This window comes from Sutcliffiella horikoshii (assembly GCF_008180725.1).
Lineage (GTDB): Bacteria > Bacillota > Bacilli > Bacillales > Bacillaceae_I > Sutcliffiella_A > Sutcliffiella_A horikoshii_B.
Genome location: NZ_VTEV01000003.1, coordinates 42,276 through 56,805, shown reverse-complemented (window position 1 = coordinate 56,805; position 14,530 = coordinate 42,276). Strand labels below are relative to the sequence as shown.

17 protein-coding genes are annotated in these 14,530 nt (G+C 37.1%); 13 read left to right on the top strand and 4 right to left on the bottom strand.

What is annotated here, in order from left to right; all coding sequences use genetic code 11:
* The first annotated feature begins 158 nt into the window (after positions 1–158).
* The 4 genes from FZC76_RS07175 (at position 159) to FZC76_RS07160 (ending at position 4,973) form a co-directional block, all read left to right on the top strand.
* Positions 159–2,054, top strand: a complete 1,896-nt coding sequence (locus FZC76_RS07175) for an LTA synthase family protein (RefSeq protein WP_148987585.1) — start codon at positions 159–161, stop codon at positions 2,052–2,054.
* Positions 2,055–2,182: 128 nt separating this feature from the next.
* Positions 2,183–3,382: a M14 family metallopeptidase gene (locus FZC76_RS07170; RefSeq protein WP_148987584.1), complete on the top strand. Its 1,200-nt coding sequence runs from the start codon at positions 2,183–2,185 to the stop codon at positions 3,380–3,382.
* 133 nt (positions 3,383–3,515) lie between these two features.
* The gene (locus FZC76_RS07165) at positions 3,516–4,640 is read left to right on the top strand and encodes a YqgU-like beta propeller domain-containing protein (RefSeq protein ID WP_148987583.1); all 1,125 of its coding nucleotides are present in this window, start codon (positions 3,516–3,518) and stop codon (positions 4,638–4,640) included.
* An 18-nt stretch (positions 4,641–4,658) separates the two neighbouring features.
* Positions 4,659–4,973, top strand: coding sequence for an MTH1187 family thiamine-binding protein (locus FZC76_RS07160; RefSeq protein ID WP_148987582.1), 315 nt, complete (start codon positions 4,659–4,661; stop codon positions 4,971–4,973).
* Positions 4,974–5,320: 347 nt separating this feature from the next.
* Here the strand turns inward: FZC76_RS07160 and FZC76_RS07155 are convergent, their stop codons facing one another.
* Positions 5,321–5,494 (bottom strand): DUF2759 domain-containing protein, encoded by a 174-nt coding sequence (locus FZC76_RS07155; protein WP_148987581.1) that lies wholly within the window; start codon positions 5,492–5,494, stop codon positions 5,321–5,323.
* A gap of 113 nt (positions 5,495–5,607) precedes the next feature.
* Positions 5,608–6,093, bottom strand: coding sequence for a hypothetical protein (locus FZC76_RS07150; protein ID WP_148987580.1), 486 nt, complete (start codon positions 6,091–6,093; stop codon positions 5,608–5,610).
* Positions 6,094–6,176: 83 nt separating this feature from the next.
* Between FZC76_RS07150 and FZC76_RS07145 the strand changes: the two genes are divergently transcribed.
* Both FZC76_RS07145 and FZC76_RS07140 read left to right on the top strand, forming a co-directional pair.
* Positions 6,177–6,809: an MBL fold metallo-hydrolase gene (locus FZC76_RS07145; protein ID WP_148987579.1), complete on the top strand. Its 633-nt coding sequence runs from the start codon at positions 6,177–6,179 to the stop codon at positions 6,807–6,809.
* Between the two features lie 3 nt (positions 6,810–6,812).
* The gene (locus FZC76_RS07140) at positions 6,813–7,931 is read left to right on the top strand and encodes a class I SAM-dependent methyltransferase (RefSeq protein WP_148987578.1); all 1,119 of its coding nucleotides are present in this window, start codon (positions 6,813–6,815) and stop codon (positions 7,929–7,931) included.
* Between the two features lie 48 nt (positions 7,932–7,979).
* Here the strand turns inward: FZC76_RS07140 and FZC76_RS07135 are convergent, their stop codons facing one another.
* Entirely contained in the window at positions 7,980–8,225 is a 246-nt protein-coding gene (locus FZC76_RS07135) for a DUF2626 domain-containing protein (protein ID WP_010194612.1), read from the bottom strand.
* A 336-nt stretch (positions 8,226–8,561) separates the two neighbouring features.
* On the opposite strand from FZC76_RS07135, the gene FZC76_RS07130 reads away from it, so the two are divergent.
* From FZC76_RS07130 to FZC76_RS07105, 6 genes are all read left to right on the top strand, one after another.
* The gene (locus FZC76_RS07130; protein ID WP_316246596.1) at positions 8,562–8,951 is read left to right on the top strand and encodes a Spx/MgsR family RNA polymerase-binding regulatory protein; all 390 of its coding nucleotides are present in this window, start codon (positions 8,562–8,564) and stop codon (positions 8,949–8,951) included.
* A 504-nt stretch (positions 8,952–9,455) separates the two neighbouring features.
* A complete protein-coding gene (locus FZC76_RS07125) occupies positions 9,456–9,671 on the top strand; it encodes a DUF1659 domain-containing protein (protein WP_148987576.1) in 216 nt (71 codons plus the stop codon).
* Positions 9,672–9,710: 39 nt separating this feature from the next.
* A complete protein-coding gene (locus FZC76_RS07120; RefSeq protein ID WP_148987575.1) occupies positions 9,711–9,926 on the top strand; it encodes a DUF2922 domain-containing protein in 216 nt (71 codons plus the stop codon).
* A gap of 67 nt (positions 9,927–9,993) precedes the next feature.
* Complete coding sequence (locus tag FZC76_RS07115) at positions 9,994–10,158, top strand: YvrJ family protein (RefSeq protein WP_148987574.1); 165 nt, start codon at positions 9,994–9,996, stop codon at positions 10,156–10,158.
* 155 nt (positions 10,159–10,313) lie between these two features.
* On the top strand, positions 10,314–11,384 hold the full coding sequence (locus FZC76_RS07110; RefSeq protein WP_148987573.1) for an undecaprenyldiphospho-muramoylpentapeptide beta-N-acetylglucosaminyltransferase: 1,071 nt from the start codon (positions 10,314–10,316) through the stop codon (positions 11,382–11,384).
* A gap of 159 nt (positions 11,385–11,543) precedes the next feature.
* The gene (locus FZC76_RS07105) at positions 11,544–12,599 is read left to right on the top strand and encodes a TolB-like translocation protein (RefSeq protein ID WP_148987572.1); all 1,056 of its coding nucleotides are present in this window, start codon (positions 11,544–11,546) and stop codon (positions 12,597–12,599) included.
* Positions 12,600–12,650: 51 nt separating this feature from the next.
* Here the strand turns inward: FZC76_RS07105 and FZC76_RS22935 are convergent, their stop codons facing one another.
* The gene (locus tag FZC76_RS22935; RefSeq protein ID WP_010194621.1) at positions 12,651–12,803 is read right to left on the bottom strand and encodes a hypothetical protein; all 153 of its coding nucleotides are present in this window, start codon (positions 12,801–12,803) and stop codon (positions 12,651–12,653) included.
* 292 nt (positions 12,804–13,095) lie between these two features.
* Here FZC76_RS22935 and FZC76_RS07100 point away from each other — a divergent pair, with 292 nt between their 5' ends.
* The gene (locus FZC76_RS07100; RefSeq protein WP_148987571.1) at positions 13,096–14,367 is read left to right on the top strand and encodes an ATP-binding protein; all 1,272 of its coding nucleotides are present in this window, start codon (positions 13,096–13,098) and stop codon (positions 14,365–14,367) included.
* Positions 14,368–14,530: the final 163 nt, after the last annotated feature.

Here is a 14,530-nt window from a genome sequence, read left to right as displayed (position 1 = left end):
TGATTTTTTGTAAAAAAAGTTTTAAGATATGTCGTAGCCAAATTTTTTGAGTGATGAAAAGTTGGTCATGGATACATCTAAAAAGTTTTTTAAACAATAATAATAAATACCGAACTAATAAAGAGCTTCCCTGTCTTTGCTATAAGGAGGTAAAAAAGATGAAGCAAGCCTTTAAATCTAAAGTGCCTTTTATCCTAATTGCAGTTGTCCTGCTTTGGATAAAAACGTATATCGTATATAAAACAAGTTTTAACATTACAATTGAATCCCTAAAACAAGAGTTTATTTTATTTATTAACCCATTAAGCTTTATTTTGCTTATTGCCGGTTTTGCCCTCTTCTTTAAAGAAAAGGGGATGAAGCGATACCTGATTATTACAAGTTTTATCGTTTCGTTTGTACTTTATGCAAATGCAGTCTATTACCGCTTCTTTAATGATTTCATCACCATACCTTTACTTTTCCAATCAGGTAACATGAGTGATCTAGGCGGTAGTATTACAGAACTAATGACTCCGGTTGACTTACTGATGTTCACTGATGTAATTATTCTGATTGCCATTGCAAAGTGGACTCCATCATTTGTGAGCATGAGCACGTGGAGACCGAAAGTTCGCAAGATGTACTTCTTATCCATTGTAGGTATTTTTCTTTTCAATCTAGGTTTAGCTGAAACAGAAAGACCTCAATTATTGACTCGTACATTTGACCGTGAAATTCTTGTGAAAAACTTGGGTACGTACAATTATCATGTGTACGATGCTGTTATCCAGTCCAAAACTCGTGCACAACGTGCGATGGCGGATGGAAGCGAACTGGCTGAAATTCAAAACTATATTAATGCTAGCTATAAAGCACCGAATGACGATCTTTATGGAATTGCAAAAGGCAAAAATGTCATTGTAGTTAAATTAGAATCCATGCAATCCTTTGTTATTGATAAGGAAATCAACGGTGAGCCGATCACTCCGTTCCTAAATGAATTAAAAGACCAAAGTTATTATTTCAATAACTTCTTTCATCAAACAGGTCAAGGGAAAACATCTGACTCTGAATTTTTATTAGATAATTCCTTATACCCTGTAGGACGCGGTGCCGTGTTCTTCACTCATGGAACAAATGATTTCCATACAGCAACACCTAACGTAATTAAAGAAGAAGGTTATACACCGGTTACTTTCCATGCAAATAACAAAAGTTTCTGGAACCGCGATGTAATGTATAAGTCACTTGGATATGACCAATTCTTCGATATTGAAAGTTATGATGTAAACGACGAAAACTCTGTAGGTTGGGGTTTAAAGGATATTGAGTTTTTCCAACAATCCATCCCATACATGCAGGATTTAGAAAAACCTTTTTATGCTAAATTTATCACGTTAACCAATCACTTCCCATTTGTCTTGGATGAAGAAGATAAATTTGTAGATGAATTCGATTCTAACAGTCGTACCTTGAACCGTTATTTCCCTACAGTAAGATATAGTGACGAATCAATTAAAGTGCTTTTTGATGAGTTAAAGAAATCAGGTCTTTATGAAGATTCCATCATCATCCTGTACGGAGATCATTATGGTATCTCTGAAAACCATAATGAAGCAATGAGCCAGTATTTAGGAAAAGAGATAACTCCTTTTGAAAATGCTCAATTGCAGCGTGTGCCAATGTTCGTTCACATCCCTGGTGTAACGGATAAAAATCCGAAAGAATTTGATACTGTTGGTGGACAGATTGACCTTAAGCCTACTATCAAACATTTACTTGGAATGGAAACGAAAAATGATATTCAATTCGGTGCAGATCTCTTCTCCGAAGACAGAAATAATTTTGTAGTTTTCCGTGACGGTAGCTTTGTAACAGACAAAGTGGTATATGCAAAAAACGCTTGCTATGATAAGGAAACTGAACAAGAGACAGACCAGTCTGCATGTGAGCCTTACATGGAAAAAGCGAAAAAAGAGCTTCAATATTCCGATGAAATCGTTTATGGAGATTTGCTTCGTTTCTATGATGGAACATCCATTCAAATGGACGATAGTAAATTGGAAGAATAAATACAAAACACCGAAGGCAGGTTAATTGCTTTTCGGTGTTTTTTCATTATACATCTACTTATCGTTCTAAATTTTACCCTATCACCATATGGATTAGTATAAATGCTAATGGTGGGCGGTGATTTAGAATGAAGGTCTTGGCAAGAAAAGGGGACTCATTATGGTACTATGGCCAATTATTTGGGGTGCCATTGGATTTAATATGCGATTCCAACCCTGCAACATCATCTAGTTCAGAACCCCTTAAAATGGATGAAGAAATAGCTATTCCGGGTTATGTATCTAGAGATCATAGAATTCAAAAATACGAGACCATCCATACAATCGCTCAAAAACTAAATCTGTCACCAGATTGTATGCTGTTATTAAATCAAGATAAAGATTTTGCTCGTTTAAAAACTGGAGATGTTCTGAACATCCCACATAGAATGACACAAAACATAGTGAATCCTAAAAAGCGATACGATTATCAATCATTAAAAAATGACATTGAAAAGCTAAAGGACATATATCCATTTATTCAATGCACTTCTATTGGACAATCTGTGATGGGAAAACCACTGCATCACATTCGATTAGGGAAAGGGAAAAATAAAATACATTGGAATGGCAGTTTTCATGCAAACGAATGGATTACTAGTGCAGTAATTATGAATTTACTCAATGATTACCTTAGATGTTTAACAAACTTTACCCCACTAAGAGGAATCTCTTGCACACCTCTTTATGAACAATCAGAGCTTTCCGTTGTGCCGATGGTAAACCCTGATGGAGTAGATCTTGTACTAAATGGCCCTCCAGCTGAAACACCATACAAGGAACTTGTGGAAAGTATTAATCTTGATCGTCCTGATTATTTAGGTTGGAAGGCAAACATTAGGGGAATAGATTTAAATAAACATTTCCCTGCCAACTGGAAAATTGAAAAGGTTAGAAAAGAAGAGAAAGTTCCTTCTCCTAGAGATTATCCAGGTGACCTGCCATTGACTGAGCCTGAAGCAGTGGCAATGGCAAACCTGGCCGATAAAGAAGACTTCAATAAAGTGATTGCTGTTCACACCCAAGGAGAAGAGTTCTACTGGGGATATGAAGGGATGGAACCTAAGGAAAGTGAAAGGATCGCTCAGGAATTTGAGAGGGTCAGTACCTATAAAAGCGTCCGTTATGTTGACAGTCACGCTGGATTTAAAGATTGGTTCATTCAGGAATATAAAAAGCCCGGCTTTACATTGGAACTAGGTAAAGGAATTAATCCCCTTCCACTGTCCCAATACGACACTATTTATCAAAAAACCCTCGGTATTTTCTTAGCTTCCTTATACACTTAAACGGCAAAGCAGCCAGCTTGCCGTTTTTTTTGAGATGAAAATTATTACTGTAGGAATATTATTTTTTTTAGCTTGTATTGAAACCTTTCCTGCCTCATAATCGTTATTAAGATAGGAAAAAAGGAGGGGTGCAATGAAAAAGAATTTTTGGGTAGTCTGTATCATAATTTGTATGTTGTTAGGATGTCAATCTCCTTCTCACCCCAAGGAAGTTAGTAACGCACCTACTCTCTCAAATCAGGAAAAACAAAAACCTTTCAAACCATTAAACTTTCATAATGAGAAAAAGCTCTCTATACCCTTTGATCAATTTAGTGCTGTTTCAGAATGGTTGAATGATGAAACCATATTATATATTGTTAACGATGGAACAGGTTCTATCGTTCATTCCTTTGATCTGGTTTCCGGTGAAACAGATGTATTTTATAAATCTGAAGAGCTGATAATGTCAGTAGAAGCGAATAAGACGTATGAAATGTTTCTTGTTCGATCTGCCGTTTCCACTACAGAAGGGAAGTTAAGGGTTCTATCTGATAAAGGAGAAGAACTTGCAGAATGGCAATTTGATAACTCCATAGATATTGTTTTTTCGTGGAATCCCATTTCTGGTCAACAGCTAGTTGTTTCCTCATTTAAGGAGGACTGGTCTTATGACAGCTTTTTGCTTGATGTTAAAAACAAAAGTATGTTAAAACAAGATGTAACAGACCCTTTTGTACAATGGCTTTCAGATGAAGATTTAGGTTTTATAGATTGGAACCAAGATATGCCTGCCTTGGAAGCTCCGCTTAATGCATTGAACGTAACTACGCAAGAAAAGAAGCAGCTTAAGGAAAGCGTCGTAATGTTTCATTCCTATGAAAACCTACTTCTTAGCGTTGGGGCAGTGGATGATGGAGGTATCGCCTCCTATACGTTTTCGCGATATCCTGACTTGGAAGATACTCAATCCTATGAAGCGCCCTTACTCACTTTATATTCCAATTACTTTATTCCTTATTATGATTTTGTAGAAAACTCAAAAATGTTTTATACATTTGAATCGAATCGTGCTGGGAATGCAGATGGATATACCGAAGGCTTTCAATTCATTTCATTCGATACCACAAGTGGAGAGAAAAAGGTTCTCGCAAAAGATATGGAGAACAAACCATTGAAATGTTCTCCAAACGGCATCTATTGTTTATACGGTTATCAATTAGAGCAATTAATAATTCCTTCAACAAAGGAAATAGTAAATCTAGTGGAATTATCCTAAAAGAGGGGTGTAAAAAGAATGGCAATTGTTGATGTCACCGTTATACCTATTGGAACCAATGGGCCAAGTGTAAGTGACTATGTTGCAGATATTCAAGATATATTAGAGGGATTTAAAAAAGAAGGAAAAATCAACTATAAATTAACTCCGATGAGCACCATTATAGAGGGAGAGCTCCCGACATTATTGCACGTGGTACAAGTTATCCACGAAGCGCCGTTCCAAAAAGGCCTTCATCGAGTAGCGACCAACATTAGGATAGATGATCGCAGGGACAAAAGTGTACAAATGGAAGATAAGCTGCGCGCAGTGGAATCTAAACGCTTAAAATAAATGAAAAAATGCCAGGCACTTCAAGTGTGAGATGCGCTGGCATTTTTTCATTCTATCTAATTAAATATAGAAACTTTTTGTTAAGCGGCCTTGTCCTTTACATTTGTTACATTTCTTATAGAAGGGCAGTATGAAGAGCTTCCTTCTCCCTGTCCCACTGCAACTACCGCACAATGTTCTTAATGCCAACCATATCACCCTCCTACAAATTTTCTATTTATAGTATTTCCTTAAATCCTTGAATATAGTATATTCAGCATTTAGATTTTGGTTTAAATATTTCACTCCACACAAAAAAGAGTATCCCTCCCAGAACGGGTGGATACTCTTTTTCTTGTCTTAGTAAATTAATGTGCTACCGGGTAACCATGTTCAATGACAGTCATTACCGTAAACCAACCAAAAACTGCAACTGTTCCAAATGCGAAAAGAACTGCTAAGAAGTTTTTTTCTTTAAGGGAACGGACAAGTCCAAATACGCATAAAAGTGTTACAAGTCCAAAAATAATAACTAATGGCAAGGTTAACGCCCCTTTCAGAGATCATTTCCATTTCTATTTGAAAGAAATTCCGTAAAATAAGTATGTAATGGAACATTACACTACACTCCATTTACATTTTAAATGTTTTCTCACTATTTGTCGAGGTCAAAAATTGACACTTCTATGTCATATGCTCGAGCCACTTTCTGCATAAATTCTTTATTTTCTTTATCGATGATATAGGATTTCTTATATTGTTCCTCTATAGCAATAATTGATTCCTCCAACTGAATGAGAAACATATCAATATTAACTTGTTTACCGCTTTCAATTCTAAATATGGATATCATATCTTGATACAAATAATGATTGTTTTTTTCTGAAACAAAACCATAATCGGTGAAAAGACTTGTAGCAATTGGATTTTCTATGAGGGAAAGTGAATACGTTTCCTCTAGTATACTCCAGTCCATCAACATGTTTTTTACGACTTTAGCCTCCATAGCAGAATCGGTAATAAGCATGCTATCATCAGAATCAAAAATACTGGCTATTTGTTTAAGTTGTAAGAGAAGGTTCTGAAAGTATTGCGGTTTATCCTCTGCACATTGAATTTCCAAACCGAACATTGACTTCATAGGCAATTTCCTTTCGTTTCTCAAGTTCTACTTCTTAGTGTAAAATAGATGGATAGATACTTCAAGGAAAGGTGTGGAAAGAAATGAAATGGAAACAGCTACCATTAGGTCCACTGCAAACGAATGCGTACCTATTAATAAATGATAGAAAAGAATGCATCATTTTCGACCCGGGAAGCGAAGGGCAAGCATTCAATTCCTACTTGGAAGAGAATGCGCTTAAACCGTTAGCTATATTATTAACACATGCACATTTTGATCACATTGGTGCAGTAGATGCAGTACGCAAACACTGGGATATACCAGTATATGTACATAAAAAAGAAAAAAATTGGCTTGGTGATCCAAGTCTAAATGGCTCTCAGTTTTTTCAACTTGGGCCGATAACTGCTATGCCTGCGGACCACCTTATTCAATCCGAAGAAAAACTAGTCATTTCCAATTTCGAACTAGACATAATGTTTACGCCAGGCCACTCACCAGGCAGTGTGAGCTTTTATCATGAACCTAGCAAAGTGGTTTTTGCAGGTGATGCTCTTTTTGCCGGCAGTATAGGAAGGACAGATCTCCCAGGTGGCAATCACGATCAGCTTATACAAAGCATACACAACAAGCTGTTGACGCTTCCTGAAGAAACGACCGTTTTATCTGGCCATGGAATGACTACAACCATCGAGAAGGAAATGGATAGCAACCCATTTCTTAATGGGTTCTAAGGAATGATTCCAACATTTCTGCAAGAAAAAATAGAGGAGGCCCCGGGACAAAAACTGGATTATTCCCAATATATGATGGCTGCACTCTATCACCCTTCTGAAGGCTATTATATGAAACCAAAGAATAAGGTAGGTACGAGAGGGGATTTTATCACAAGTAGTAATGTCCACAACGTTTACGGGAAACTATTTGCAAAACTGATAGTAAAGTATTTTAATGAAACCGATATTCCGCCAGTCATCATCGAGGTAGGCGGCGGAAATGGGAGGTTTGCTAAGCATCTATTGGAAGAAGTAATGCTCCTTGATGCACCACTCTATGATCGCTTGAATTATGTGATGGTAGAAACAAGCCCCTATCATATCAAATTGCAGCAAACCACAATCCCACATACGGCACCTGTGAGATACTTCACTTCATTAGAGGAAGTCCCCGATCAACTTAGAGAAGGTGTTTTGTTTTCCAATGAACTTTTCGATGCATTACCTGTTCATGTCTTGGAATACACAAATGGATCTTTAAAGGAAGTTTTCGTAACCATAAACGAGGATGGTAGACTAGCGGAGAAAAACGCTCCTCTTTTTAATGAGGACATCCTTGCTTATATTACTAAGAACAAATTAAGTTTTTCTGAAGGGCAGAGGATGGAAATTCCTTTAGCGATGATGGACTTTACGAAAATACTTGGAGAGTGGTTGCTTAAAGGCACCATTATAACAGTTGATTATGGATACCGTTTCTGTGAACTATCCAGTAAGGACTTATTAAAGGGGAGTCTTCGTGGTTATTACCAGCATCAACTAATAAATGATCCTTTAAAATATCCTACCGACATGGATTTAACCTCCCATATACACTTAGATGCTTTAGAAGAGTGCTTAAATGAGTTGGATTTCGCTCATGCAGGAACCATGAGGCAAGGAGAATTTCTGGTGGCGGCAGGCATACTTGATTACCTTCAAGAAAATCAGGATCCAAATCCATTCTCGGAGAAAAGCAAGCAGAACAGGGCAATTAGAACACTTATTATGGATAGCAGCTGGAGCAATTCTTTTCATGTGCTTATTCATGAAAAAGGAACAAATATATGGAACAAGTTAATAGGTTTGAATCCACAATAAAAAGCGATGACATAAGTCAATCGCTTTTTATTGTTTAGCTACGTATGTTTAATGACCACCAGATCCAGGCACCATCATAAATGTTGTCCAATACGAGAAGGCAACAAAGAAAATTGTTAAATATGCTCCGAAAATATAGATGTACATACGTTCAGATAGCTTAAGATAACTTAATAAAATGAAGAATACCGTTTGTCCGAAGAAAAGTAAAGACGTTTGAGTCATGTGGCCAAGATAAAACATAACCGCGAAAATCCCAGTCCAGAAACCCATTACACGGTACATACGATCCATATGTATCCCCTCCTTACGCACTAATCCTTATGCTTGTCACTTTCCTATTATAATGTACCAATACTTTACTTGTAAATAAGCGTTTGTTTCTAGTTTGTGACGATTACAAGATAAGTACATTTTTCACCAGATCCATAATGATTATGCAACTATTTTTCTACCATACCTATTTCCATTATAGTGCAAAGTTAAACAGAAAGCCTTCTTTTTTCATCAAGAAAAAAAGTTGTCGCAATTTGTTCATAAAATAGTTATCATTTTACTGTACAAAAGTTATACAAATGGTATACAATGTGAATAACATAAAATATTGAAGAAAACGGGGAGGTAAGCATAATGAATGAAATCATTTTTTACAGTTACCCAAGTTGTACGTCATGTAGAAAGACAAAGAAGTGGTTGAAAGGAAATAACATTCAGTTTCAGGAGAAGCATATCTTTAGGGAAACGCCAAACAAAGAAGAGATGATGAAGATCCTTTCATTAACGACAGAGGGAATAGATGAAATCCTAGCTACTAGAAGTCAAACGTTTAAGGAACTTGGAATTGATGTGAATGAATTATCTCTTTCCCAACTAATTGAATTAATCATTGAGGAGCCGAAGCTGCTTAGAAGACCAATCATTACTAGTGGGAAAAAGTTGATTGTTGGTTATAACGAATCGGCGTTGCAAAAGCTTTCCAGACAGAAACCTAAGTTAGAACTAAAGCAATCTGTTTCATAAATTCATATTCAGCCATTCCATCTACCTTTGTAAATGGAGTGGCTTTTTTGATTTAGGAAGCGTATAAAACGGTTGATTTCCGTTCCAGGCGCTTCGCTTATCCGAAGGGCGGTCCGTGAGCCTCCTCAGGCTTCGCCTTCCGGGGTCTCACCTGTCCCTTCCTCCCGCGGGCATCTGCACGCCTTCCACTCCAATCAACAAGGTTTTTTTGTTTACCTAAGGTTTAAAGAAGCCTTGAATTTTAGTTTTAGGATAAGCGTATTAACTTTTATCATGTATCTTCAAGCTGTGGATTGGAGCAAATGGCGTAGACTCCAGCGGGGGAGTAACGGTAGCTTGAGACCCCGCAGCGCAGCGAGGAGGCTCAAGCACCGTCCCGCGGAAAGCGAAGCCGTTTGCGGAAAGGAATAGCGGTGTTAAATCAACCAAAAACTAATATTTTTTCATATGTTCACTACTTTTCCCTTTTAACTTTTTATATAGAAGGTGAAAGGGGGTGAGAGCATGGCAGATTACGCAGTGGAAAATGTCCAACTTCGCCTGATGTATGAATTAGGTGAGGATGAAAAAGGGAACTTGTTGTACCGTTCGAAAAACTACAACAATATTAAAGTGGATGCTGAGGCGACAGCACTACTACAAGCAGCAGGAGCAATTTCTGGTCTTCAGACAACACCTGTTTCTAATGTTAGACGTAGTGAGTTGCACTTCCTAGGCTAATTTGTACAACTATATCCATAAAAGAAAGGAGGTGTGTACATGTTTACACTAGAATTAATCTTCCTTAATGAAGAAGGCTCGAAGGTTAAGGTGACAGTTGATGATCCCAGAGCAGGTCTAACACAGGTGGAAATGGAAGGAGCAATGGATACTATTATTGCCGCAAATGTTTTTACCTCTAAAGGTGGAAACTTCGTCTCAAAGGATAGTGCTAGAATTGTTGAACGTAACGTAATCGAATTTGAAATAGCTTAACAAACTTTGGAAAGGTCTACTCTATTACAGTAGGCCTTTCCTATTTAAACAGAAAGGGGTAGAGGTCATGGATCAATGGTGGACATGGATAAGCGAAGTTGGTTTCCCAATTGTGATTACGTTTTACTTGTTGCATCGAATAGAACAAAAACTAGAAAATGTAACAAAAACGTTACAGCAACTTCCATATCAATTATGCAGGGAAACATTGCCTTCAAGAAACATAAAATGAGTCTAAAACAGGCTATGGAACTTCAAATATGGTTCCGTAGCATGTTTTACGAAAAAGATGAATTGTGGTAACGTCATTGTTGCATAAATCTTTGCCTTTAACGCATATTTCGTTAATAATAAGAAGAAGAGAATGACATGAAGGATGTTGATACCATGACGAATAAAAAAATAGTTTTTACAGGCGGCGGCTCAGCTGGTCACGTCACACCTAACATCGCAATTATGAATAAATTAAAAGCCGCAGGGTGGGATATTACATATATCGGTTCAAGAAAAGGAATGGAAGAGGATATTATCGGAAAAGAGGATATCCCTTTTCACGGAATCTCAAGTGGTAAGCTTCGACGCTATTTTGACTGGAAGAACTTTTCCGATCCGCTTAGAATCATTAAAGGGGCCATGGAAGCCTTAATTATCTTACGCAAAGTGAAGCCAAAGGTCGTATTCTCTAAAGGGGGATTTGTAACAGTTCCTGTCGTGATGGCAGCGAAAATGTTGAAGATACCTGTTATTATCCATGAATCAGACATCACACCTGGCCTTGCTAATAAAATTGCAACCAAGTTTGCGACGAAGGTATTTGTTACATTTGACGAGACAATGAATCACTTTCCATCGGATAAAGTATTATTTACTGGCTCTCCTATTAGAGAAGAGTTATTCCAAGGCAAAGCTCAAGAAGGAAGAGCATGGCTTGGATTTCATGAGAAAAAACCGATACTTACCATAATGGGAGGAAGTCTCGGAGCGAAAAAAATCAATGAAACTTTACGTCAAGTACTTTCGAAATTAACAGAGCAATATCAAATTGTCCATCTATGCGGAAAAGGAAACATGGATCATTCCCTAAAAGGTATAAAAGGGTATAAGCAATTTGAATATATCAATCAAGAATTACCAGATGTTTTAGCAGCATCTGAGTTCATTATCTCAAGAGCGGGTGCCAATTCGATTTTTGAATTCTTGGCGTTACGAAAGCCAATGCTATTAATTCCTCTTTCTAGGAATGCAAGCAGGGGAGACCAAATATTAAATGCCCAATCGTTTGAGAAAAAAGGGTTTGCAAAAGTTTTATTCGAAGAGGACCTTACAGAAGAAACACTTTTAAACCAACTAGATGCGCTTAAGCATGAGAAAGATCAATTGCAAAAAAACATGTCCCAAGACAGCGCACCGAACACTCTAGAAATCATCCTAAAACAAATCATAAACACAACAAAATAAAGTTATATGATTAATAGTAAATACTAATAAACAGAAGCAATCTATCATTAGGTTGCTTTTTGCTTTTTAAAAAAATATATAGTAAAAAATAAGTAGGATTTTCCATTAAGGGTAAACTACTAAGAACTAATTCCATCAATCAGAAAGAGGCCGATACCGATGAAAAAACAAACATTAAAGCTATTCACTATCTCCCTTATAGGATTTGTCATCATCATATCCGTCCTTTTATATTTCTTTTCAGAACGATTTACCCGCTCATGGCTCCCGATCGATAACGGATTCGGAGAGACTGTCACCCTGTCTCCCGATGACCAATCGATCGTTTTTCCGTTTTTTCAAAGCGGGGATGGAGCGTTATATCAAGCAGATGTTGATGGCAGTAATGTCAATCAGCTGACTTACCCTAGGCAGGAAGAAAGCCATGTGCATCCTCGTTATTCTTCTAAAGGGGATAAGATCCTCTTTTTATCCCAAGAAAAAGGTGAAAACACATTAACTAGATCACTTTACATTATGAATAGTGATGGTAGTGATCTCGTCCGTCTCTCACAAGATGATGAGCTTATAACAGATGCGATTTTTTCACAAGATGACCAATCGATCTACTATTTAGCGGCAAAGAAATATCAAGAAGGCAATGAAATGGAGGAAGGGCCAACTAACATTGATTTGTATACCATCTCTATAACAGGTGACAAGAAGGAGCGACTCACTCATGATGAAAGCTTGAAAAAGCGAAGTCTCTCGCTCACAAATGATGGCACAAAACTTGGCTATGTGGAATGGGGAGTAGATGAAGAAAAAGGCCTGCATTCTTCCTTTATTGTGATGGATACTCAAACGTTAGAAAGAAAATATGTAAACCCTGATTTTGAGTTTGATACCAATATTATCTATAGCGGCAAACTCTCTCCTACTGGTGACATTATTGCGTTTTCTGCTGCAAGTGAAAATCCTCGAGAAAAATCACAATTTATCTATGAAATGTATACCATGAACGAGAGTGGGAAAGAAGTACAGCCTATCACAAGCTTTCGTACTTTAATTACAGAACCGGTATTTTTTCGTGACAAAGACAGGGTTTTATTTATTCAGGATCAGAGTTGGTTGAGGGGGAAACCGAATTACAAATTGTGGGCAGTGGATATCAATGGTGAAAAGATTCAATCCATTACTTTACAAATGCCTCAGTTTTCTGGGACCATTCTTTAATGATGAAAATATAACAAAGCCCAAGTCTACCAAGACTTGGGCTTTGTTTGGTTATTGGAACATTGGTAGCAAATAACTGATTATGAACCAGATAATTCCGAAAAATATAATGAGGTAGGCAGTATATTTAATGAATGTTGATGCGACTAAACCGCGATCTTCTTTGGTTTCCCTTTTATCAACTCTTACATCTCTATCTTCCATATAGATTCCTCCCAGTAAAGCTTTGTTTTACCAAATATATACCCTGTTGGTAACAGGTTAAACCTTTACTATTTCATGTGAAAAAAGAACTATACTGCGAAAGTAACTAGAAATAACGGTACAGGAAAGTGTATAATGACTTTTAGGTATAATTCAATGATTTTTCATCTGACTTTCCCAAGTGGGACTTTGTATCTATATTTCGGTTTAAAAGATATAATGAAAGTATCAGAGGAATATTGGCAATATTTTAATGAAATGAAACTATTTTTAAAGATATAAGAGGTATTTTATGAAGAGGAATTGGCTGAAGTTTATACCTTTAATCTATCTTTTTTTTGGGATTGTATGGATTGGGCTGACAGATTATTGGATATATGTACTAAAGCAAAACGACCATTACGTTATTTCAGAATATATTAGCCTTCTAAAAGGCTGGCTTTTTATACTCATCACGACACTATTGTTATATCTGATGCTGAAAAAGCATGCGGCATTAAAGGAACTCGAACAAAAGGAACAAGAGCTGTCAACTCTAATAAACAATATGCCTGACTTTGTATGCTTCAAAGATGGTGAAGGTAGATGGCTGCAAACCAATGAATATGGTCTTGCGCTATATGATCTGGAAAAGGTTGATTATAAAGGAAAGACTGATGTAGAATTAGGAGCTTATTCTCCACATTTTTTGGAAGCTTTTGAATACTGTATGAAAACAGACGAGCAGACCTGGAAGGAAGGCAAGATCTCTCGCGCAGAGGAGTCGTTCTGCCTTGCAGATGGGGAACGGAAGACGTTTGATGTAATTAAAGTGCCTTTGTTTCATGCGGATGGCCGGAGAAAAGCACTTGTTACGATAGGAAGGGACATATCATCTCTGAAAAAAACGGAACAATTGTTGGTAACCAAAGAGAAACTGTCGGTGGTTGGTGAACTTTCTGCAGGTATTGCCCATGAAATAAAAAATCCTCTAACCTCTATCAAGGGGTTTATTCAATTAATCCAAAGGTCCGGAAATGCAAACAAAAAGCATGTGGAAATGGTGCTATCTGAAATCGATAGAATAAATGATATTGTCTCGGAGCTGCTTGTTCTATCTAAACCTCAAACAAAGGAACTAACGCTTATTCCAATATTGGAAGTTCTCCAATATGTGATCAACTTAGTGGAGAATGAAGCTATTAATCATAATATTTCTTTTTCCATTGAAAACTTAGGATCTGAAACGATGGTAAGAGGGGATAAAAATAACCTCAAACAAGTATTTATCAATCTAATTAAAAACGCGATGGAAGCAATGCCTAACGGAGGAACCATAACCATAAGCGGTTTGGCGGATACAGGAGATGGTAGAAGGAGTATCCAAGTCAAAGATGATGGAATTGGAATTTCATCTTCCAATATGAGTAGTATCGGCAATCCCTTTTTCACTTCCAAAGATAAAGGAATGGGTCTTGGGTTAACAATAACTAAAAAAATTATTGAAGAACATCAAGGGGAAATTCGTTTTGAAAGCAAGGAAGGAAACGGGACAACTGTCACGATTGACCTTCCAACACAATAAAAAATGTGCGTTTGATAAGAGATAGATGACCAAGCAGTTCATAGATTTATGCATAAAATATATCGTGTGCAGCTTCCTTCTCCTTTCGTACACGGGATTTTGGACAGAGACTAAGTCTCTGTCCCTTTTTTCTTTTGGCAATATGTAAAGGAAGTATTTTTCT